16 protein-coding genes are annotated in these 22,059 nt (G+C 75.2%); 11 read left to right on the top strand and 5 right to left on the bottom strand.

What is annotated here, in order from left to right; genetic code table 11:
- Positions 1 to 124: 124 nt before the first annotated feature.
- Complete coding sequence (locus BTM25_RS22230; RefSeq protein WP_235828568.1) at positions 125 to 1,357, bottom strand: acyltransferase family protein; 1,233 nt, start codon at positions 1,355 to 1,357, stop codon at positions 125 to 127.
- 122 nt (positions 1,358 to 1,479) lie between these two features.
- On the opposite strand from BTM25_RS22230, the gene BTM25_RS22225 reads away from it, so the two are divergent.
- The 6 genes from BTM25_RS22225 to BTM25_RS22200 all read left to right on the top strand — a co-directional run bounded on the left by BTM25_RS22225 (position 1,480) and on the right by BTM25_RS22200 (position 9,464).
- The gene (locus tag BTM25_RS22225; RefSeq protein ID WP_407923402.1) at positions 1,480 to 2,232 is read left to right on the top strand and encodes a M50 family metallopeptidase; all 753 of its coding nucleotides are present in this window, start codon (positions 1,480 to 1,482) and stop codon (positions 2,230 to 2,232) included.
- 29 nt (positions 2,233 to 2,261) lie between these two features.
- Positions 2,262 to 3,167, top strand: coding sequence for an SWIM zinc finger family protein (locus tag BTM25_RS22220; protein ID WP_205648217.1), 906 nt, complete (start codon positions 2,262 to 2,264; stop codon positions 3,165 to 3,167).
- A gap of 297 nt (positions 3,168 to 3,464) precedes the next feature.
- Positions 3,465 to 4,997 (top strand): DUF5691 domain-containing protein, encoded by a 1,533-nt coding sequence (locus tag BTM25_RS22215; RefSeq protein ID WP_103564932.1) that lies wholly within the window; start codon positions 3,465 to 3,467, stop codon positions 4,995 to 4,997.
- Positions 4,994 to 6,073, top strand: coding sequence for an ATP-binding protein (locus BTM25_RS22210; protein WP_103564931.1), 1,080 nt, complete (start codon positions 4,994 to 4,996; stop codon positions 6,071 to 6,073). Before BTM25_RS22215 ends, BTM25_RS22210 begins: the two co-directional genes overlap by 4 nt.
- Positions 6,070 to 8,310 carry a DUF5682 family protein gene (locus tag BTM25_RS22205; protein WP_103564930.1) on the top strand — a complete coding sequence of 747 codons (2,241 nt, stop codon included), beginning with the start codon at positions 6,070 to 6,072 and terminating at the stop codon, positions 8,308 to 8,310. Before BTM25_RS22210 ends, BTM25_RS22205 begins: the two co-directional genes overlap by 4 nt.
- Entirely contained in the window at positions 8,307 to 9,464 is a 1,158-nt protein-coding gene (locus BTM25_RS22200) for a VWA domain-containing protein (RefSeq protein ID WP_103564929.1), read from the top strand. Before BTM25_RS22205 ends, BTM25_RS22200 begins: the two co-directional genes overlap by 4 nt.
- A gap of 10 nt (positions 9,465 to 9,474) precedes the next feature.
- On the opposite strand, the gene BTM25_RS22195 is transcribed toward BTM25_RS22200, so the two are convergent.
- On the bottom strand, positions 9,475 to 12,471 hold the full coding sequence (locus BTM25_RS22195) for a serine/threonine-protein kinase (RefSeq protein WP_168212205.1): 2,997 nt from the start codon (positions 12,469 to 12,471) through the stop codon (positions 9,475 to 9,477).
- A 386-nt stretch (positions 12,472 to 12,857) separates the two neighbouring features.
- Here BTM25_RS22195 and BTM25_RS22190 point away from each other — a divergent pair, with 386 nt between their 5' ends.
- From BTM25_RS22190 to BTM25_RS22175, 4 genes are read left to right on the top strand one after another with little or no spacing between them, the layout of a single operon-like run.
- Positions 12,858 to 13,244, top strand: a complete 387-nt coding sequence (locus BTM25_RS22190; RefSeq protein WP_235828567.1) for an ArsR/SmtB family transcription factor — start codon at positions 12,858 to 12,860, stop codon at positions 13,242 to 13,244.
- Positions 13,241 to 14,212 carry a cation diffusion facilitator family transporter gene (locus BTM25_RS22185; protein WP_103564926.1) on the top strand — a complete coding sequence of 324 codons (972 nt, stop codon included), beginning with the start codon at positions 13,241 to 13,243 and terminating at the stop codon, positions 14,210 to 14,212. Before BTM25_RS22190 ends, BTM25_RS22185 begins: the two co-directional genes overlap by 4 nt.
- A gap of 53 nt (positions 14,213 to 14,265) precedes the next feature.
- On the top strand, positions 14,266 to 15,234 hold the full coding sequence (locus BTM25_RS22180; protein ID WP_103565293.1) for a diacylglycerol/lipid kinase family protein: 969 nt from the start codon (positions 14,266 to 14,268) through the stop codon (positions 15,232 to 15,234).
- Positions 15,235 to 15,277: 43 nt separating this feature from the next.
- Positions 15,278 to 15,982, top strand: coding sequence for a maleylpyruvate isomerase family mycothiol-dependent enzyme (locus tag BTM25_RS22175; protein WP_103564925.1), 705 nt, complete (start codon positions 15,278 to 15,280; stop codon positions 15,980 to 15,982).
- 1 nt (position 15,983) lies between these two features.
- On the opposite strand, the gene BTM25_RS22170 is transcribed toward BTM25_RS22175, so the two are convergent.
- Positions 15,984 to 16,811, bottom strand: a complete 828-nt coding sequence (locus tag BTM25_RS22170; protein WP_103564924.1) for an aldo/keto reductase — start codon at positions 16,809 to 16,811, stop codon at positions 15,984 to 15,986.
- A gap of 87 nt (positions 16,812 to 16,898) precedes the next feature.
- Between BTM25_RS22170 and BTM25_RS22165 the strand changes: the two genes are divergently transcribed.
- The gene (locus tag BTM25_RS22165; RefSeq protein WP_235828566.1) at positions 16,899 to 17,549 is read left to right on the top strand and encodes a helix-turn-helix transcriptional regulator; all 651 of its coding nucleotides are present in this window, start codon (positions 16,899 to 16,901) and stop codon (positions 17,547 to 17,549) included.
- Here BTM25_RS22165 and BTM25_RS22160 read toward each other — a convergent pair whose 3' ends face one another.
- The gene (locus tag BTM25_RS22160) at positions 17,550 to 19,304 is read right to left on the bottom strand and encodes a hypothetical protein (protein ID WP_146059107.1); all 1,755 of its coding nucleotides are present in this window, start codon (positions 19,302 to 19,304) and stop codon (positions 17,550 to 17,552) included.
- A complete protein-coding gene (locus tag BTM25_RS22155; protein WP_103564922.1) occupies positions 19,301 to 22,036 on the bottom strand; it encodes a hypothetical protein in 2,736 nt (911 codons plus the stop codon). The genes BTM25_RS22160 and BTM25_RS22155 overlap by 4 nt, the downstream gene beginning before the upstream one ends.
- Between the last annotated feature and the right edge of the window lie 23 nt (positions 22,037 to 22,059).

Below are 22,059 nucleotides of genomic sequence, written 5' to 3'. Positions count from 1 at the left end.
GGCCGCCGTCCACCCGCGGCGCACCCGTTACCGTCACGAAAAGCGGGAAAACCCTAACGGACCGGTTACACCGCTGTTCCGGCTATCGGTGAGACTGACCAGATCCGGCGTTCGCTCCTGTGAGTCACCTCACAGTCACCGGCGCGGACGGACGGTCCGGAGCGGGCCGCGGGTCCAGGCGCCGTGCGACCCGCCGGCCCGCGCGCCGCGCCGGGACCTCCACCAGCCGGTACGTCGCGGCCGACACCGCCACCACCAGCACGAGGTAGGCCGCGAGCCACAGCGGACGGTCCTCGCCCGGACGGCCGACCGTCCCGTCGGCGGCGGCGAGCACCACCGGGTGCAGCACGTACACCGAGTAGCTGACGACGCCGAGGCCCGCGAGGGCGCGCGGCATCCGCCGGCCGCGCAGCGCCATCGCCGCCGCGAACGCGGCCACCGCGAGCGGGAGCGAGGTGTCCCACGCGCGGACGACGCCGCCGTCCACCATGTCCGGGACGTGCCAGTGCGGCAGGAGCAGGGCCGTCCCGACGACCCCGGCGCCCGCGAGGACCGTCCAGCGCCAGGCGAGGCGGCCCTGCTCGGAGCGGTGGACGGCCGTGCCGAGGAACATCATCGCGAGCAGCACCAGGCCCTGCCACGCGGCGATCCGGCTGTTGGCGAGCACGAGGACCAGGCCCGTCGCGCCGCCCAGCAGCGCCCCCGCGCGGGCGAGCGCGGCGCGGCGCGAGCACGCGAGGACGATCGCGGTCGCGACCAGCGCGGCGACGGCCGCCGTGACGGGCGCGGTCCCGGCCCGTCCCGACAGCGCCGCGACGGGCAGCACCGCCGCCAGCGCCGCCGCCGACCCGGCCAGCGCCAGCGCGACGCCCGCCGACCGCCGGTGCAGGCCGACCGCGAACAGCGCGACCGTGAGCAGGTAGAACACCATCTCGTACGACAGCGTCCAGAAGACGTTGATGAGGCTCGGCACGGCCAGCAGGTCTTGCAGCATCGTGAGATGCGCGAGGACTTCCGTGACCGGTTCGGGATGGTCTCCCAGGGGTTTCAGGCCCGTCAGGGACAGCACGACCATCGCGCCGATCGCGACCAGCAGCATCGGGTGGATCCGGAAGGCGCGGCCGATCCAGAACCGGCGCACCGAACCCGTCCGCTCCAACGACGCCGGGATGATGTAGCCGCTGACCAGGAAGAACACCAGCACGCCCCATGCGCCGGGGTTCACGTAACCGATCAGGTGCGCCCGGAACGCGGGCACGAAGTGGTACGACCCGTGATGGAAGGCAACGGTGAGCGCGGCGACCCCCCGCAGGACGTCCAGCCACGCCAACCGGGGCACAGGGGGCGTTTTCTCCACAGCGCGCCCACTCTAGAGGGAAATTTCGGGTTCACGGTCCGGACGGCTTCTCCTGAGAGGAAACGAACGCACGCCTTATCCCGGACGTCCTACTCTGTGTCATCGCAGCGAAGGAAACCGGGGTGGACGTGGGCGCGCATCTCAGCTTGGGCGACGGGAACGACGGAGGCCTGTGGGACCGGTTGACCGGGACCCAGGACGCGCCGTCGTGGTGGCTCGTCGCGCTGGTCGGCCTGGTGGCGCTCGCCGCCGTCCTGCACGGCCGGTCCTGGCGCGTCGCCCGCAACGTCGTGACGATCGCGCACGAGGGCGGCCACGCGCTGATCGCCCTGGTCACGGGCCGGAAGCTGGACGGCATCAAACTGCACTCCGACACGTCGGGCGTCACCGTGTCGCGCGGGAAGCCGCACGGCCCCGGCATGGTGTTCACCGCGATGGCCGGGTACCTGACGCCGCCGCTGCTCGGCCTGCTGTTCGCCGCCCTGCTCGCGGGCGGGCGCGTCACGCTCATGCTGTGGTTCTCGCTGGCGCTGCTCGGCGGGATGCTCGTGATGATCCGCAACGTCTACGGCGCGGTGTCCGTGCTGGTCACGGGCGCGGTGATCTTCCTGGTGTCGTGGCAGACCGGGCCGCAGGTGCAGGCCGCGTTCGCCTACCTCGCCGCGTGGTTCCTGCTGCTCGCCGGGACGCGTCCGGTCGTCGAACTCCAGCGGATGCGCGCGCGGCGCATGGCGCCGTCGTCGGACGCCGACCAGCTCGCCCACCTCACCGGCGTCCCGGGGCTCACGTGGGTGTCGCTGTTCTTCGTCGTCGCGCTCGGGTCGCTCGGGGTCGGCGCGCTGCTGCTCGTCCCCGCCGACCTGCCGTTCGGCTGATTGTCGGACCCCGGCGCTAGCGTCGGACCGTGGACGAGCGACGGGAGCGCCGCGAGCGGCGCGTGGCCGCCGGGCTGGACGATCTGGACCGCTGGCTGCGCGACCGCGTGGCCCGGGGCCTCGCGGCCGAGGACGCCGGGCAGTTCGACGAGCCCGCGCGGCGGCTGGTGGACGCGCAGGCGGGCGCGCTGGCCGGGCAGGTGCGCGGGCTCTCCTCCGTCCCGCACGGCCCGGAACGGCCGGGCGCGCTGCTCGCCGAGTACGCGCTGCTGCGGCTGCTCGTCCACGCCCACCGGCGGCCGGACCTGCCCGCGCCGCTGCGCGCGACCGTCCGCTCCCGGATCGGTTTCACGGTGCCGCGCGAGGACGTGCTGTCGGACGGCGAACGCGTCCGCGACCGGTGGTGCGTCGTGGGCGTCCGCGACAGCGCGCAGGAACAGCTCACCACCCGCCGCGCCTGGCTGCGGGGACGCGGCGGACGGTCGGCGCTGGTGCTCTCCTTCGCCCCGCCGGGCCGTCCGCTGGACGACTCCCTGACGGCGGGCACCGAACTGGACGCCGAACTCGCGTTCTTCCCCGGCGCCGCCCCCCTCCGCGCCCTGGTCGCCGAACGGCACGGCGAGCCCGTCCCGGCCGTCCCGGACGGCACGACGATCGCGGGCTTCCTCACCGAGCACGCCGCCGCCCTGGCCGCCGACCCGTGGACCGACCGCTGGCCCGCCGTCCTCGCCGACGTCCGCCTGGCCCGCCCCGCCGACGACGGGCTGGCGGCGATGGACGCCGCAGGCGACGTGCTCCCCCTGCGCACACCCGACCCCTGGCCGCTCCTCGCGGTCTCGGGCGGCGAACCCGTCACCCTCGCCGGCGAATGGACCCCGCGCGGCCTGCACCCCCTCGCGGCCTGGCACCCGACCGAAGGCCCGGTGATCCTGTGAGCACGCCGGAAGCGCGCGGCTCAAAGCGCGCCGCAGGCGAGCGGGAGACACAGTGAGCGAGCCGCAGGCGCGCGCCGCGCGCTGGACTGAGGAGCGCGCGCAGCGAGGAACGAGCGAGCACGCGACGAGGGAAGCGCGCGGCACCGAGCGCGCCGCAGGCTCGCGGGAAGCACAGTGAGCGAGCCGGAGGCGCGCGCCGCGCGCTGGACTGAGGAACGCGCGCAGCGAGGAACGAGCGAGCACGTGACGAGGGAAGCGCGCGGCTCAGAGCGCGCCGCAGGCGAGCGGGAAACACGCGTGTGGGACGAGCATGTCGGGGCGGCGCTGCTCGGGACGGCGCGGCGTGTTCCGCCCGTCCTGGCGGGGGCGCCCGCGGGCGGGGATCCGGCGGGGCGGCTGCTCGACCAGGCGGCCGTGCTCGCGGTGCGGCGGCGGGCCGGGGTCCGGCCGGGGCGCGGCGGCGTCGATCCGGTCGCGCCCGCGCCGGCCGAGGAGTTGCCGGTCGTGCCGGCGGACGCGGCGGACCGGCTGGACGACCTGCTCGCGGGGCGCCGCACCGCGTTGCTGCCGGAGTGGCTGCGGCTGGCGGCGGCGCGGGGGCTGCGGGCGCCCGCGCGGGCCGTCCCGCACCTGCTCGACCTCGGCCGCGAGCGCGCCCACCGGGACCTGCGCGGCGACCTCGCGGCCGTCGTCGGGCGGCGCGGCGTGTGGCTGGCGCTCCAGAACCCGCGCTGGGCGTACGTCATCGCGCTCGCCGCCGATCCCGGCACCGACGACCCGGGCGTCTGGTCCACCGGCACGCGCGAGCAGCGCGTCGCCCACCTCGCCCGGTCGCGCCGCGCCGATCCGGACCGGGCGCGCGCGGAACTCGCGGCGGTGTGGCGCGGCGAGCGCGCCCCCGACCGCGCCGAGTTCGCCGCCGCGCTCGCGACCGGGCTGTCGGCGGCCGACGAGGAGTTCCTGGAGGCCGCGCTGGACGACCGGGCGGGCGAGGTCCGCGCGACGGCGGCGGCGCTGCTGGCGCAGTTGCCCGGCTCGGCGCTCGGCGCGCGGATGGCGGTGCGGGCGCGCGGATGCGTCCGGCCCGAACGCCGCACCCTGCGCGGACGCGCCCAGACGTGGATCGCGGTCACGCCGCCCGCCGAGCACGACGAGGGCATGGCCCGCGACGGCGTCCCGTTCCACCCCGAGGGGTCGTTCGCGCCGGGCCGCACGCCGGCGCCCCAGCAGGCGTGGCTGCGCGAGATCCTGGCCCGCACCCCGCTCGCGACCTGGCCGGACGTGTTCGCCCTGCCGCCCGCCGAGATCCTCGCGCTGCCCGTCACCAGCGGCGCCGAGCCCGGCCGGGGCGCCCGCGACGTCCATCTCGGGCTGGCCCGCGCGGCGCTGTGGCAGCGCGACGCGGTGTGGGCGCGGGCCCTGCTGGACGGCGGCGTGCTGCTGGACGCCCCCGCCGTCCTCGCCGACCTGGCCGGGGTGCTGCCGCCCGCCGAACGGGCCGGGGCCGCGGCCGGGCTCGTCCGCTGGATCGCCGACCCGAAGGTGCTGGCCGAGCAGGTCCTCGCGCGGCTGCCGTCCCCCTGGACGGGCGACCTCGCCGCGACGGTGGCGGGCACGATCGCGACCCTGCTGGACCGTCCGGCCGGGACGGCGAACACCGCCCTGCGCGCCCTCGCCCGCGACGCCGGGCACCGCCTGGACCCGGCCCTGGCCGACCGCTACGCCGACCGTTTCGCCGGGCTCGGCACCCCCGAGACCGTGACCGTCCGGGACGCGCTCGTCGCGACCCTGCGCTACCGCCACGCCATGGTGAAGGAGCTTCATCCGTGACCGACGTCCTGCGGCCGCACGCCGAACAGGAGTTCGCCGCCGAACTCGCCCTGCTCGCCGAGCACGACGACCGGCCGCGCCCGCCCGGCTGGAAATTGTCGCCGTGGGCCGTCACCGCCTACCTGCTCGGCGGCGAACTGCCGGGCGGCGCGGTGGTCAGCCCGAAGTACGTGGGGCCGCGCCGGCTGGTGGAGGTCGCCGTCGCGACGCTCGCGACCGACCGCGCGCTGCTGCTGCTCGGCGTGCCGGGCACCGCGAAGACGTGGGTGTCGGAGCATCTGGCCGCCGCGATCAGCGGCGACTCGACGCTGCTGGTCCAGGGGACGGCCGGGACGTCGGAGGAGGCCGTCCGGTACGGGTGGAACTACGCGCGGCTGCTCGCCGAGGGCCCGTCGGCGGCGGCGCTGGTGGAGAGCCCGCTGCTGCGCGCGATGCGGCGCGGCGCGGTCGCGCGCGTCGAGGAGCTGACCCGGATGCCGGGCGACGTCCAGGACGCGCTGATCACCATGCTGTCGGAGAAGACGCTGCCCGTCCCGGAACTGAACACCGAGGTGCAGGCGCGGCCGGGCTTCACGGTCATCGCGACCGCCAACGACCGGGACCGGGGCGTGAACGAGCTGTCGAGCGCGCTGCGCCGCCGGTTCAACACGGTCGTGCTGCCGCTGCCGGAGACCGTCGAGGACGAGGTCGCGATCGTCGCGCGGCGCGTCGAGCAGCTCGGGACGGCGCTGGAGCTGCCCGCCGCGCCCGCCGGGCTGGCCGAGATCCGGCGCGTCGTCACGGTGTTCCGCGAGCTGCGGTCGGGCCACTCGGCGGACGGCCGGACGACGCTGAAGGTCCCGAGCGGCACGCTGAGCACCGCCGAGGCGATCTCGGTGGTGACGGGCGGGCTCGCGCTCGCGGCGCACTTCGGGGACGGGACGCTGCGCCCGTCCGACGTCGCGGCCGGGATCGTCGGCGCGGTCGTGCAGGACCCGTCCGCCGACGCGGTCGCGTGGCAGGAGTACCTGGAGACGGTCGTGCGGACGCGCCCGGAGTGGAGCGACTTCTACCGGGCCTGCCGGGAACTGGCGTGACCAGCCCGGCGGTCCTCGAACCGGACGCCGCGCAGGCCGTCGTGGAGGTGTACGGGGTCCGGCACCACGGGCCGGGGTCGGCGCGCGCGGTGCGCCGGGCGCTGGCGGCGTTCGCGCCGGACGCGGTGCTGATCGAGGGGCCGCCGGAGGCCGACGCGCTCGTCGCGCTCGCCGCCGATCCGGACATGGCGCCGCCGGTCGCGCTGCTGGCCTACGCCGAGGGCGCCGAGCCGGGCCGCCGCGCGCTGTTCTGGCCGTTCGCCGAGTTCAGCCCGGAATGGCAGGCCCTGCGGTACGCGGCCGGCGCGGGCGTGCCGGTCCGGTTCTGCGACCTGCCCGCCGCGCACCGGCTCGCGCACGAGGAAGAACCAGGCGACGCGTCGGATCCGCGCGTCGACCCGCTGGCGACGCTCGCCGAGGCCGCCGGCTACGACGACGCCGAGCGCTGGTGGGACGACGTGGTGGAGCACCGCGTGGACGGCCCGTCCCCCTTCCCGGCGATCGCCGAGGCGATGGCCGAGCTGCGCGGCCCCGTCACGCCGGGCGCCGTGTCCGGCCGGGAGGCGTGCCGCGAGGCGTTCATGCGGCGGACGCTGCGCCGCGCCCGCCGCGACGGGTTCCGCCGGATCGCGGTGGTGTGCGGGGCGTGGCACGTCCCGGCGCTGCTGGCGGGGATCCCCGCCGCCCACGACGACCGGACGCTGCGCGGCCTGCCCCGCGCGAAGGTCGCGCTGACCTGGGTGCCGTGGACGCACGGGCGGCTCGCGGGCTGGTCCGGCTACGGCGCGGGCGTCCGCTCCCCCGGCTGGTACCACCACCTGTTCACCGCGCCGGACCGTCCGGTCGAGCGGTGGCTGACGGCGGCGGCGCGGGTGCTGCGCGCGGAGGACCTGCACGTCTCGTCGGCGGACGTCATCGAGGCGGTGCGGCTGGCAGAGGCCCTCGCGGCGCTGCGCGGCCGTCCGCTGGCCGGGCTGGACGAGGTGACCGAGGCCGTCCGGGCGGTGCTGTGCGGGGGCGCGGACGAGCCGGTCGCCCTGGTCGCGCAGCGGCTGGTCGTCGGGGAGCGGCTCGGCGCGGTGCCGGACGCGACGCCGATGGTCCCGCTCCAGCGCGACCTGGTGGCGGCGCAGCGGCGGCTGCGGCTGAAGCCGTCGGCGGAGGACAAGGACCTCGACCTGGACCTGCGCGTCCCGAACGACCTGGAGCGCAGCCGCCTGCTGCACCGGCTGCGGCTGCTGGACGTGGAGTGGGGCGTCCCCGACACCGGCGCGAGCCGGTCGCGCGGCACGTTCCGGGAGGCGTGGACGGTCCGCTGGCGGCCCGAGTTCGACGTCCGGCTGATCGAGGCCGGGGTGTGGGGCACGACCGTGGCGGACGCGGCGGCGGCCCGCGCCCGCGACCTCGCCGTCCACGCCGACTCCCTCGCCGACCTGACGGCGCTCGCCGAACGGTGCCTGCTCGCCGACCTCGGCGCCGCGCTGCCGGACGTGATGCGCGTCCTCGCCGACCGCGCCGCCGTCGAGCCGGGCACCGCGCACCTGATGGCGGCGCTGCCCGCGCTGGTGCGGGCGCTGCGGTACGGCGACGTGCGCGGCACCGACCCCGCGCCGCTGCGCACGGTCGTGGACGGCCTCGCCGTGCGGATCCGCGTCGGCCTGCCGCGCGCCGCGACCGGCCTGGACGACGACGCGGCCCGCGCGCTGCTCGCCGGGATCGGGGCCGTCCACGAGGCGCTGTCCCTGCTCGGCGACGACGCGGCCGGGCACCGCGACGCCTGGCTCGGCGCGCTCACCGACCTGCTCGGGCGGCCGGGCCTGCACGGGCTGATCGACGGGCGCGTCACGCGGCTGCTGCTCGACACGGGCCGGCTGCCGGACGCATCGGGGCGCATGGCCCGCGCGGTGTCGTCCGGCGCGCCCGCCGACCGCGCCGCCGCGTGGATCGAGGGGTTCCTCGCAGACGGCGGGGTGGTGCTCGTCCACGACGACGCGCTGCTCGGGCTGCTGGACGAGTGGCTCGCCGGGCTGCCCGCCGAGACGTTCGGGACCGTCCTGCCGCTGCTGCGCCGCACGTTCGGCGGCTACGGGTCGGCGGAGCGGCGGGCGATCGGCGAGCGGGTGCGGCGTCCGGGCCGGACCGCGGGGCCGGGCTCCGGGGACGTCCCCGATCCGTCGCGCGCCGACCCCGCCGCCGCGACCGTCCTGCGCATCCTCGGCTGGGAGGCCCCCGCATGACCGACGTTCCCGACACCGAACGGCTGCGCCGCTGGCGGCTCGTCCTCGGGGGTGACGACGACGGCACCGGCGCGACGCTGACCGGCGACGACGCCCGGATGGACGCCGCGCTGCACAAGCTCTACGGGTCCCGTCCCGGCGGGCGCGGCGGCCGGCGCGGCGCGGGCCTCGGCGACTCGGCGCCGTCGGTCGCGCGATGGCTCGGGGACGTCCGGACCTATTTCCCGACGCCGGTCGTCCGGGTGATGCAGCGGGACGCGATCGAACGCCTCGACCTCACCCGCCTGCTGCTCGAACCGGAGATGCTGGACGCCGTCGAACCCGACGTCCATCTCGTCGGCACGCTGCTGTCCCTGCACCGCCTCCTGCCCGACCGGGCGCGCGAGTCGGCGCGGGCCGTGGTGGCGCGGGTCGTCGCCGACCTCGAACGACGGCTCGCGCAGCGCACCCGCTCCGCGCTCGGCGGCGCGCTGGACCGGACGGCCCGCACGCCCCGCCCGCGCCGTCCCGCCGAGATCGACTGGGGCGCGACGATCCGCGCGAACCTGCGCAACTACCTGCCCGAACACAACACCGTGATCCCCGAACGGCTGATCGCCTACGGACGGCGCCAGCAGGCGATCAAACGGGACGTCATCCTCGCCGTGGACCAGAGCGGCTCGATGGCGGCGTCCCTGGTATACGCCTCCGTGTTCGGCGCGGTGCTGGCGTCGCTGCGTTCCCTGCGGACGTCGCTGGTCGTGTTCGACACGTCCGTCGTGGACCTCACCCCGGACCTGCACGACCCGGTAGAAGTCCTGTTCGGCGCGCGGCTGGGCGGGGGCACCGACATCAACCGCGCCGTCGCGTACTGCTCGTCCCTGGTCGACCGCCCCGACGACACGATTCTCGTCCTGGTCAGCGACCTGTACGAGGGCGGCGTCCGCGACGAACTGCTGCGACGCGTGGCCCGCCTGACCGCGTCCGGCGTCACGGTGATCGCCCTCCTGGCCCTCTCCGACGACGGCGCCCCCGCCTACGACGCCGAAAACGCGGCAGCCCTGGCGGCCCTGGGAGTCCCCGCCTTCGCCTGCACCCCGGACCGCTTCCCCGACCTGATGGCGGCGGCAGTAGAACGCCGCGACCTCACACCGTTCGCCAGCCACAACACCTGAACCCACGGCCTCACGGCGTTCGCCGGGCGCGACGGTTGAGCGCACGTGCGAGCAGCATGACGGCGACGGTGGTCAGCGCGGTGTAGACGGTCGTCGCGGTCGTCTCGGCTGCGCCGAACAGCGCCCACAGGACGAGCCGCGCGAGACGCGCGGCGGCAGCCGCCCACGCGGCGGCGCGGATTCCCTGCCACGCCACCGGCACCGCGACCAGCGTGACGAACGCGAGCATCATCACCACGGTGGTGCCGAGCCCGGTCGCGGTCACATCGGCGGCCGTACGCGCCACCGGCCCGTCGACGAGCCCGCCGATCAGCCCCGCGCCGAGATCCGCGACGGCCAGCCCGGCGGCGAGCGCCAGCCCGGCGGCAGCCGCCCGCGACCGCGGCAACCCACGCGCCGGCCGCCGATGCCGCGGCCGAGCGATCACGGGCACGCGCCCAGGCGCAAACGCAGGTCCACGCGCAGGCGCAGGCGCGGACGAAGGCCCACGCGTCGGCGCGGGCGCGGGCGGAGGCGCGGACGCGCTCCGCAGCGGCGGCCGGGCGCCGAGCCGCCCGCCGCGAGCCCGCCGCCGTTCCGGCCCGCGATAGATCCCGTCCCACGCGCCCCCGCCCTCATGCGGAGGCGCCGACTGACCGTCCGGCGCACCCGTCGCGTACGGCACAGTCCCGCCCTCCGGCACGTCCGCGTCGTGCGGCGTCGGCGCAGCGCCCGGAGCCCCGCCGGATGCGGCATGCGGCGGCGCGCCGGACGCGTACGCGGAGACGGGCGCCGACGCGCCGCCCCGCTCGGCCGACGGCGACGCGCCCGCAGGACCAGAGTCAGGCGCACAACCAGCAGCCGCCTGCGGCGCAAAACCCGGCGCGCCCTCGCCACCCGACGCGGGCGCCCCACCGCGCCCGTCCGCCGCGTGCGCGGCAGGCGCGTGCGCGGCAGGCGCCGCACCCGGCGCGGCCGCGGCGCTTGACGGCGACGCGGGCTCAAGGACAGAGTCAGGCACAGGACCAGCGGACGCCGCCTCGCGCGCGGGCACACCCCCACCGCCCGGCGCAGGCGCCCCGCTGCGCGCCGACGCGGCGTGCGCAGCAGGCGCGGCACCCGGCGCGGACGCAGTTTCGAGCGCCGGGACGGCGTCCCGCGCAGCCCCGGGATCGAGCGCGGACCCCGCGTCCGGCGCCGCCTCACCGCCCGGCGCCGCCTCGCTGCGCGGCGCGGGCACGCCGTTCGGGCCGTATCCGTGATCCGGCGCAGATGCCGCGCGCGGCGCACCCTCACCGCTCCGCGCGACATTGCCACGACGCGCACGCGCATCGCTCGGCGCAGAAAAAGCGCCCGGCACGGCCTCACCGTCCGGCGCAAGCTCTACGTCCCGCGCGGACGCAGCGCCGGGCGCAGCACCGCCCTCCCACGCAGGCCCGCCGCACGGCGCAGGCACCGCGTCCCGCGCAGGCACCGCGTCCCGCGCAGGCACCGCGTCCCGCGCAGGCACCGCGTCCCGCGCAGGCACCGCGTCGGGCGCAGGCACCGCGTTGGACGCGGAGGACGCGTCGCCCGTAGGCAGCGCCTCCGGTACAGGCGCCGCGCCCGGTGCAGGCACCCCGTCCCGCGCGGGCACCGCGTCCCGCGCGGGCGGCACGGCTGGCGCGGGCGCCGCGTTGGACTCGAAGGACGCGTCCCGCGTAGGCAGCTCCGCCTCCGGCGTAACCACCGCGGCCGGTGCAGGCATCGCGGGCGGCGCGTCCGGCGCGGAGGCCGCGTTGGGGGCAACCTCCGCGTCCCGCGCGGAAACGGCGTTCGCAGCGGAAGCCGCGTCGCGCGCGGGAGCCGCGTTCGGAGCGGGAGCCGCGTTGGGCGCAGCCTCCGTGTCCCGAGCGGGAACAACGTTGGGTGCGGGCGCGGCGTTGGGTGCCGGGGCCGCGTTCGGAGCAGGAAGCGCGTTGGGCGCGGCGGGCGCGCTCGGCGCGGCGGGCGTGTTGGGTGCGGCGGCCGGATTCGGTGCTGGCAGCGCGTTGGGTGCGGCGGGCTGGTTGGGTGCGGGCGCGCTGTGTGATGCGGGTGGTGCGGTTGGTGCGGGGCCGAGGTTTTGGGCGGCGGGCGGTGGTGGGGTGGTGGGGGTTCGGGCGGGGTTGGAGCGGCCGAAGGCGGGTGGGACGGTGCCCGGCGCGGCGTGGGCTGCGGGGGTTGTGCGGGACGGGCCCAGGTCGCCGAGCAGGCCGAGCAGGACGGTTTCGGCGTCGGGGCGCTCGCGCGGGTCCTTGGCGAGGCAGGCGGCGGCGAAGTCGGCGACCGGGCCGGGCAGCGGGCCGAGGTCCGGTGTCTCGTGCTTGATCCGGTACATGACGGCGGGCAGTGGGCCGCCCGCGAAGGCGTCCCGGCCGGACGCGGCGAACAGGAGCGTCGCGGCCCAGGCGAACATGTCGGCGGCGGGTCCGGCGGTGCCGCCGTCGAGTTGTTCGGGGGCCATGTAGGCGAGGGTGCCGACGAGCGGGCCGGTGACGGTCGATCCGGCGTCCAGGAAGCGGGCGACGCCGAAGTCGATCACGCGCGGACCGTCCGGGCCGAGCAGGACGTTGCGCGGTTTCAGGTCGCGGTGGACGACCCCGGCGCGGTGGATGGCGGCGAGCGCGGTCGCGGTGCCGACGGCGAGCCGGTCGAGGTCCCCGCCGGTCCGGGGTCCGGCCGACCGGACGAGGTCCCGCAGCGACGGGCCCGGCACGTATTCGCTGACGATGTAGGGCCGGTCCCCCGCGAGGTCGGCGTCGAGGACCTGCGCCGTGCAGAATCCCGCGACGCGCTGCAGCAACGCCAGTTCCCGGACGAACCGGGCACGGGCGGTCGCGTCGCCGAGCAGTTCGGCGTGCAGCAGCTTGACGGCGACGGGCGGTCCGCCGCCCTCGGCCCGGCCGAGGTACACGGTGCCCTGACCGCCCGCCCCGAGCCGGCCGAGGATCCGGAAATCGCCCAGCCGCACGGGATCGCCGGGGCCGAGAGGGGCCGGTTCGACCATGCGCCATCCCCCGCGGTGACCGGCCGCGGCCGGTGAAAGGAAACAGGTACGCCGGGGGCGCCCGCCCCCGCGCCTCGAAGAATAACGGAAAGGACGTCCGCGGCGAGAAGTCCGGACGCGACGGCCACCGAATGCGCCCGACCTTTCTGCAACAATTACCGATATACACAACGAAATCCCTGATGAGACGACACGAAGCCCGCATAAGAAAGGCAATCGACGCGCCACCCGCGCGGCATTACACTCGGCCCGTCCGGGCAGTGTGAAATAACCGCATCCCGGCAGATCTCGGCCCATGCCGACGGGCGCCGTTTTCACGTCCGGCCGCCGGGTAGGCACGGCGCCCCACTGGCCGGAGGACCGCTCCATGTACTACATTCGCTCATATGAGCAGTGGTTCAGACGTTGCCCTGCCGGGGGCCATGGCACGTCCGGTCGAGCCGGCGAAGGTCGCCCGGGTGATCGCGGCGCTCCCCGGCGCGGACACGGTCGCCGAGCTGGCGGACGTGTTCGGCCTCCTCGCCGACCCCGGCCGGCTGCGGCTCCTCACGGCGCTGCTCGAAGGGGGCGAGATGTGCGTCCGTGACCTCGCGGTCGCGTCCGGCCAGTCGGAGTCGGCGGTGTCGCACGCGCTCCGCCTGCTGCGCGCGAGCCGCGTGGTGCGGGTGCGGCGGGACGGACGCCACGGCTACTACCGGCTCGACGACACGCACGTCCGGCTGCTGCTGGAACTCGCGCTCGCCCACGTCGGCCACGAGAGGGAGGACGCATGAGCGCGGGGCACGGCCACGGCCACGGGGTCACCGCGGGCGGGGACCGCCGTCCGCTGGCCGGGGCGCTGGCGCTGATCCTCGCGTTCATGGCCGGGGAGGTCGGCGTCGGGCTGGCCGCCGGGTCGCTGGCGCTGCTGTCGGACGCCGCGCACATGCTCACCGACGCGTTCGCGATCGTCCTCGCGCTGGTCGCGATGCGGATCGCGGCGCGTCCCCCGCGCGGCGGCTACACCTACGGCCTGCGCCGCGCCGAGATCCTGTCCGCGCAGCTCAACGGCCTGACGCTGATCCTGCTCGCGGTGTACTTCGTCTATGAGGGCGTGTGGCGGCTCGTCCATCCGCCGGGCGTGGACGGCCTGCCGGTGCTGATCACCTCGCTCGTCGGGATCGTCGTGAACGTCGGCGCGTCCTGGCTGATCAGCCGCGCGAACCGGACGAGCCTGAACGTCGAGGGAGCGTTCCAGCACATCCTCAACGACCTGTACGCGTTCATCGCGACGGCCGTCGCCGGGCTCGTCGTATGGCGGACGGGCTTCGCGCGGGCGGACGCCGTCGCGTCCCTGGTCGTCGCGGCGCTGATGGTCAAGGCGGGGTACGGGCTGCTGCGCGACGCGGGACGCGTCCTGATGGAGGCGGCGCCGTCCGGGCTGGACCCGGCGGAGCTGGGCGAGCGGCTGGCGGCGCGGCCGTGCGTCCGGGAGGTCCACGACCTGCACGTCTGGGAGGTCAGCTCCGGCTACCCGGCGCTGTCGGCGCACGTGCTGGTGGACGCGGCGGGCGACTGCCACGGCGTCCGCCGCGACCTCCAGACCCTGCTGCGCGACGACTACGGCATCACCCACACGACCCTCGAAGTCGACCATGTGGACGACGAGTTCCACTGCGAGGACCCGCACGGCCCCCGGCACGTCGCCGAGCCGGACGGGGACCGGCACGAGCACGCGGGACCGGCCCGCTGCGACCACTGAGGGACGCCTCCGCGCCGGATAGGGTGACCGGGACGGAGGGAGCGTCCGCCGAGATGCGCAGCAAGTCCGAACTGGAGGCAGCCGTCCGCGACCCGCACCGCCGCCGCGCGGTGCTGATGGTGAACACCCGGTCCCGCCGGGGACGCCGCCGGCTGCCGGTCGTGCGCCGGCTGCTCGCCGAGGCCGGGCTGGACTTCGCCCGCGTCGTCCCGGTGACCGATCCGGCGAAGTTGGACGCGCTGTTCGCCGAGGTCCTCGCGCTGAAGCCGGACCTCGTCGTCGTCGGCGGCGGGGACGGGACGATCGCCGCGGCCGTCAGCCATCTCGCCCACCGGGACGTGGCGCTCGGCGTCCTCCCGCTCGGCACGACGAACAACTTCGCGCGCACGCTCGAACTCCCGATGGACACCGCCCGCGCCGTGCGGGTGCTGCTCGACGGCAAGGTCGCGGACGTGGACGTCGGCTGGTTCGCCGGGACCGACGACCCCGACGACCCGGACGGGCGCGGCCACATCTTCGCCAACATGGTCAGCCTGGGCCTGTCGGTGCGGGTCGCCGAGCACGTGCCGCACGGGTTGAAGCGCGTCCTCGGGCGTCCGGCGTACGCGCTGACGGCGGCGCGGCTGCTGCCGGGGCACCGGCCGTTCCGCGCGACCGTCCGGATCGGGGACGAGAGCTTCGATCTGACGACGCACCAGCTCAACATCGCCAACGGCGCGCACCACAGCGGGCAGCGGATCGCGCGCGACGCCGGGCCCGACGACCGGCTGCTCGCCGTCTACCGGCTCGGGGACGGGCGGCGGCTGCGGCTGGCGGCGGCGACCGTCCGGCACGTCCTGACCGGGCAGTGGCGGTCGCTCGGCGAGGAGGCGTTCCACACGGCGGGCGAGGTCAGCGTCAGCACCGAGCCGCCGCTGCCGGTGGACGTGGACGGCGAGATCCGGGGGCGGACGCCCGTCCGGATCGTCCTGCACGGGAACGCGCTGAAGGTGTTCGTCCCGCAGTCGTTCGTGGACGTCTGACCTGGGGTGATTCATCCGGGGCCGGACGGGCAGGGCGTCAGCCATGGACACGAGCATTCTCGACGGCCTGAATCCGTTCGACATCCTCGACACCGAGGCCGCCCGGCTCGACGCCTACTTCACCCTGCTGAACGGCGCCGACTGGGACCGTCCGACCCGGGACGAGGGCTGGTCGCGGCGGGACGTCGTCGCCCACTTGGCGGGCTCGGAACTCTACAACCACGCCTGCCTCAACGACGATCTCGACAACTTCAACGGCATCATGCGACGCGAGCGCATCGACGACGTGGAGGCCTTCACCGAGTGGTCCGTGGCGACGCGACGCGGCCTGCCGGTCGATGAGGTCGTGGCCGAATGGCGGCAGAAGAACGGCGAGACGCGGCGGCGGATGCGGGCGCTCGGCCCGGACGCGATGCTCCCCACGGTGGTCGGCCCGTACCCGGTCGGGTTGCAGACGTTCCACTTCGCCGTCGAGTACGCCACGCACGCCGACGACATCGACGCGCCCGTCCGGCCGGAGGAGCAGGCGGGGCGCGCCGCGTGGCGGGCACGGTTCGGGTTGTTCACGCTGGACGAAGCGGACGTCCCGGTGGACGTCGAGGACAAGCCGGGCGGCTACCGGGTGTCGCTGGACGGCGCGTCCGCCGACCTGTCGCCCGAGGAGTTCGCCGAGGCGACGGTGCGCCGCCTGCCGCCCGGCCATCCGCTGCCCGAACCGCTGCGCCGGGCCATGGTGGTGCTGGTGTGACTCAGCCGGTGAGTTCGGCGACGTCCGCGCCGGTGAGCCGCAGGCCCGCCGCGCCCATGTTCTCCTCCAGATGCGCCCGCGACGACGTCCCGGGAATCGCGAGCGCCGCCGGGGACAGGGCGAGCAGCCCGGCCAGCAGCACCTGCGGGACCGTCGCGCCGAGCCGTTCGGCGACCTTCGCGACGCGCGGGTCGTCGGGCAGCCCGAACCCGCCGAGCGGGAAGTACGGCACGTAGGCGATGCCGTCGCGCTCGCAGACGGCCAGCATCGCGGTGTCGGCGGGCTGGGACACGTCGAACCGGTTCTGGACGGCGACGACCGGCGCGATCCGGCGCGCCTCGTCGAGCTGCGGCAACGTCACGTGGCTGACGCCGAGGTGCCGGATCAGCCCTTCCTCGCGCAGCGCCGCGAGGACCTCGAACCGCTCGGCGATGGAGTCCTCGGTCGGCGCGTCGATGCCGCCCGGACGCAGGTAGACGAGATCGAGCCGGTCCCGGCCGAGTTCGCGCAGGTTGCGCTCCACCTCGCCGCGCAGCGCACCCGTCGGGACCTGTCCGGACGGGAACGGATCGTCCGGCGCCCGGGCCGGGCCGACCTTCGTGGCGACCGTGATCTCCGGTCCGAGCGCGGCGTCGCGGATGAGGTCGTTGGCGGCCAGGCCGTTCATGAAGTAGAACGCGGCGGTGTCGATGTGGTCGGCGCCGAGTTCGACGGCGCGGCGCAGCACGCCGGCCGCCGCGTCGCGGTCCGGCGCGAGCGGGAGCCGCATCGCGCCGAAGCCGAGGCGCCGGATCGTCCGGTCGCCGAGGGTCCAGGTGTCGTTCGTCATGCGCTCAGCCTCGCCCCCGGCGGGACGTCCGGTCGAACCGCTGGCAGCTTGCTGCCACATCGCCGCGCGGGGCAGACTGAAGGAGCGATGAGCATCACCGTCCAGGGCGAGCAGGCCCTCTTCGAGCACGCGGCGCACCTGTTCGGCGACGTCCGCGACGAGTTCGTGTGCGCCGCCGAGGACATGTGGACGTGGACGGCGCCGTCCGCCCGCGACCGCCTCCGCGCCATCCGCTCGCAGCGCCCGCCGGGCAGCCGCGTCTGCAAGCTCTACACGCCCAAGGCCTTGGCCGACGAAGCCGACGAGCACGCGTTGGTCGAGGTCAGCGCGGCCGGCGTCGAAGTGCGGATCTGCCTCACCCCGCTCCCCCACGAGACGATCGTCATGGACCGCCGGTTCGCGATCATGGCCGGGCCGCCGACGCGCGGAGTGCGCTCCTACACGCTCGTCGAAGAACCGGCGGTGGTGGCGAGCATCCTTTCCCTGTACTGGGCGACCTGGGAGAAATCACCCACCCTGGCGTCCTTCCGCGCGGACCGCACGCCGTCCCTCTCGCCCGAGAGCCGCGACATCCTGCGCCTCCTGGCCCGCGGCCTCAAAGACGAGGCGGCGGCCCGCCACCTGAACCTCTCGCTGCGCACCTACCGCCGCCGCGTCGCCGAAATCCTGCTCCTGCTGAACGCCGACTCCCGTTTCCAGGCCGGCCAGAAGGCCCAGGAACTCGGCCTCGTCCCCTGATCACGGGCCGAAGCACTCCTCCAGGAAGCCGCGCGTGGCCGCGTTCTGCGGCTCTTTGGTGAAGATCTCGCCGCCGTACGCGGCGAACTCGTGGTGCCAGGCCGAGTACCGGCCGGCGTTTTCGCGGACGTCCGTGCGGACGACGTCCGGCGCGCCGTCCCAGTCGGCGAGCACGTACTGCCGCCAGGACGGCGCGGTGAACGGCGGCGCGGCCCAGAACGCGGTGTAGTCGCCGCGCGGGAGCAGGACGGCGTCCGCCCCGGCCGAGCGCAGGGCCGCCAGCGTGGCGTACGGCGGCGGCCCCGTGTACGGCGAATGCACGACGAGCGCCCGCAGTCTCCGTCCCGCGCGGGCCGCCTGACGGGCCGCGTTGACCAGCCCGTCCTCGCTCGCGGGCAGCCGTCCGTCGTCGACGGAGACGAACCGGGACACGTCCGCCGGATTGGCGATGACGGTCCGGCTCGCCGCGACGCCGCCCAGGCTGTAGCCCGCGATCCACAGCAGCGGGTCGAGGGCCAGGGCGCCGGACGCGCCGCCGAGGGCCATCGGCGCGATCCCGTCGCGTCCGGCCAGGGCCTGGTTCGCGCCGCCGATCGCGCCGCGCGCCGCGAGCAGGTGCAGCGCCTGCCCGATGTGCGGCGCGAGCCCGGGCAGGAGCGCGTTCGCGTACGCGCCGTCGAGCGAGGGCGCCGCGGGCCACGGCAGGAAGAGGACCCGCTGCTCCTTGGCCGCCGGAAGCAGCCGCGCCGCCGACCGGGCGAGCTGGTCCTCGACGCCGATCGGCAGGGACGGCAGCCGTCCGCTCGGCTTCGGCACCGGCTTGTCCGGCTCGTGGAAGCCCGACGCGAAGTCGTACAGTTCCGCGCTGCGCGGGCTGTAGTGGACGACCGACGCGGCCTGCACCCGGTTCCGTCCGCGCAGCAGGTAGTGCGCCAGGTGCTCCATGCCGGTCTTGGCGTGCACCGGCGTGCTGAGCCCCTTCTTGGCGTCCGACGCGTAGGCGTAGGCGCTCGCGACCGGACGGAAGAACACGGCCCCGCCGATCTTCGTCCCCGCCGGAAGCTCGCGCTCGGCGCTCGGCGGCACCACCGCGAACCACAGCAGCGGCGTCCCCCAGGTGCTGGCGAGGACGCGCAGCCCGTCCGGCCGCCCGCCGCACGCCGGATCGAGGTACCAGGGGCAGAAATCCCAGGTCGATACGGCCTTGGTGTCCTGCGGAACGGGCGTGTCGCGGTAGTGCAGGTCCCACCAGAGCGCGGTGACGTCGAGGAAGTCGGCGAGCACGCGCGGCTGGCCCCGGCCGTCGGTCGTGAGCAGCGGGTGCCGTCCGGTGAAGACGGGCGTGCCGCTCGCGTGGACGAATGGCTTGCGTCCCGGCACGGTGTTCGCGCCGCCGGACGGACGCAGGTCGACGTGGTAGCGGGTCAGCGCGTGCTCCTGGAACGCGACGGCCCCCGACGGCGCGACCCGCAGGAGCTGCACGACCTCCAGCGACCGGCACGACCGGCCGTCCACGACCGTGTCGATCGCGACCTCCAGCCGCAGCGGCGTGTCGGCCGGGACGTCGAACGTCACCGCCGTCTCGTCCATCTCGACCGCCAGCGACGGCAGGCCGCTCCCCGGCGTGTGCCACGGCCGCCCGGCCGTCAGGTCGCTGAAGACGTCGAGCGAGACGGCGCCGTCCGGCTTCCCGGCGGGGTGGCGGCGGTCGAGCAGGAAGTGCGGCCGGGCGGCCCACGACACCCGCAGTTTCAAAGCTGCTGCCCGGTCTTCGGGTCGTACTGGACCTCGACCGCGACGACCTGGTCGGTGGGCAGCACCTCGATCCACTGGTCGAAGATCTTGTACTGCTCGGCGGGCCGGAACCCGCCGTCCAGCGGGTCGAAGCCCGTCTCGAAGACCTTCTCGGTCGCGAGCGTGTTGCCGACGTCGCCGTTCTTGGCCGCCAGCTCGGCGGCGAGCAGGTCCAGCACCTGGCCGACCGTCTTGTCCCGGTAGTCCGGCGGGTCGCCCGGCTGGAACGGGTACGGCAGCCCGAGCCCCGCCTCGCCCTCCACGCCCGCCTTCGCGAGCCAGGCGAGCGCCTCGCGCTCGTGCGCCGGACGGATCGGGAGCACCGCCTTCACCCACGCCGCGTTCAGGAACTCGTTGCGCCGCTCGTCGCCGTCGATCTGGATCAGCCAGCCCAGCGAGCTGCCCATCGGCGCGGGCTGGGTGTTCTCGGTGACGAGGTAGTTGACGCGGTACTCGTCGTCCGCCGGCGGATCGGCGGGGGCCGCCTTGTTCGCGCCGGTGTGCGCGTACCAGCTCAGGACGGTCTCCCCCGCGAGCGGATCGGCGTCGGTGGTCGTCCAGACCGGGCTCGGCACGGGGTAGCGGCCGGCGGTGCCCGCCTTCGCCGGGTCCGCGAGGTGGCCGGGCCGCCAGTAGTCGGGCGCGACGAAGTACAGCATCTGGTCGACGTCGAAGATCTGCCGGATCAGCTCGGCCTCCAGATGCGGGTCCTCCGGGATCAGCCGCAACTGCTCGATCAGGCTGGTGAAGACCGCCTGCCGCTCCTCCTTGCGCAGGTCGGCGGCGGGCCGGGGGCGGACGCCGCTGACCAGGTCGAGCCGGGTCCGGACGGCCTCCCCGTACGCCTTGCGCTGGAGTTCGGCGGCCTGCTCGTCATAGCGCTTCTTCGCCGCGTCGTACTCCTGGTGCGCGGCGTCCGTCGTCGGCGGCGCCCAGGTCAGGGAGTGGACGAGCGTCACCGCGCCCGTGCCGCCGAAGCTGACGTGGTCGACCTTGATCGTGATGACGGCCGGATCGGCGCCGTCCACGCTGTAGTGCGCGTCGAACGCGGTGTCGGAGCCGTTCGCCGACTTGCAGGACACGAACCGGATGAGCCCCGGGTCCGGGTCGAGGGTGTAGCCCTCGGCGGGCGGGCTCGGCCTGACGGTCAGGTTCCCGACGATGTACTCGTCCTCCTCACCGCGTCCCATCCGTCCGGTGTTCTCGTCGATGCGGCTCCAGTACGCGTCGTTGTGCGGCGGGTTGTTGTTGTTGATCGGGAACATCTGGATGTTGAAGACGCACGTGTAGTTCGCCTCTTTGCGCTCCAGCGGCGGCGGCTTCTGCGGTTCCCGCAACGACGTCAGGTCCGGCGCCGGGACGACGTGGACCAGCTCGCCGAGGCCGAGCAGCCGTCCGGGCGGCGTCGTGACCTTGCTCGTCGCCGACGCTCCCGCCCCCAGGAACACCTGCCAGCTCAACTGCTCGCCGATGTGCTGCACCTGCACGCCGACCTTGCGCATCTTGCGGCGCAGCTCGTAGTTCAGGAGCGAACTCGTCGTGTTCTGGACGACGTAGCGGCGGCTCGTCGTGTCGGTCGTCTCGGTGACGGTCTTGAACGTCGTCTTGAAGTTCCTCTTGATCTCGCTGCTGACCTTGGCGCTCTGCGTCCTTGTGTGCTTGTGGGTCTGTTCGGAGGACTTTTTGGTCGTCGTGTCGGAACTGAAGCTGGCGCTGGCGTCCGCGTGGTAGATCCCGACGAACGACGCCCCGCCGCTCGCGCTCGCGCCGAGCTTGGTGTCGTTGGCGTTCTCCTGCTTCACCGCGTCGGCGACGTCGTCCTGCTCGGTCAGGGTTTCCTCGGTGCGGCGGTCGGTCTCCTCGGACTGCTCGGCCGTCCGCTCGACGAGCGTGCGGCGCGTGGTGGACTCGACGACCTCGACCGTCCCGCCCGGACTGAGCCACAGGTGCCCGGCGGGCGGGCCGAGGAACGTGTCGAACTCGAAGAAGTACTGCCGGAACAGGTTCACGAGGCCGACCGGGGACAGCACGCCCTGCGCGGGCGGATCCTGCGCGGCCAGCGCCGCCAGCACCGGATGCGCCAGGCCGCGGGCGTCGTCGCCGGTGAACGCGGCGCGGTCCGCTTGCTCCAGGCCGAGGGCCGCCGCGAACCGCAGCGACGCGTTCGTCCCGAACCACCCGGCCAGCGGCTGGTAGACGCCGAAGATCTCGCTGGCGTACGGGAGCGTGCCCGCGAACTCGGCGACCGGGCGTCCGCTGCCCGTGCCGGACGCGCGGGCCGGGGCCGGCATCGTCTTCACGTTGTCGGCGGTGCCGCCGGTGCTCGTCGCGAACGGCACGACCGTCCACGGCTTCCCGGTCTGCGCCGTCACGACGAACACTTCCCGATCCGCCTGCCCGGCCGGCGCGACGAACGCGATCGTCTGCGGACCGGTCGGCGTGACCGTCCTGCCGGCGTACTGCCGGCTGATGGCGTCCCCGTGCTCCACGAACATGCCGCGCAGCGCCGCCACCGTCGGATAAGCACCGGGATCGCGCAGATCGACGTCCGCCGGGAGCGCGAGCGCGACCCGCTGCCCCGGAATCAGATCCGGCGGACTCCCCGTCACCGTGTACGACCAGACGCGCAACGCCGCATCGGCGCCGGGCACGCCCAGCGGAACCTTCCCTGCGAACGTGACCACCAACGCCATCGCGAACCCCCTGGCCGCGTCGC

The organism is Actinomadura rubteroloni (genome assembly GCF_002911665.1).
Classification (GTDB): Bacteria; Actinomycetota; Actinomycetes; order Streptosporangiales; family Streptosporangiaceae; genus Spirillospora; species Spirillospora rubteroloni.
The sequence above is the reverse complement of the archived record's forward strand: the minus strand, read 5'-3'. Positions and strand labels throughout refer to the sequence as shown.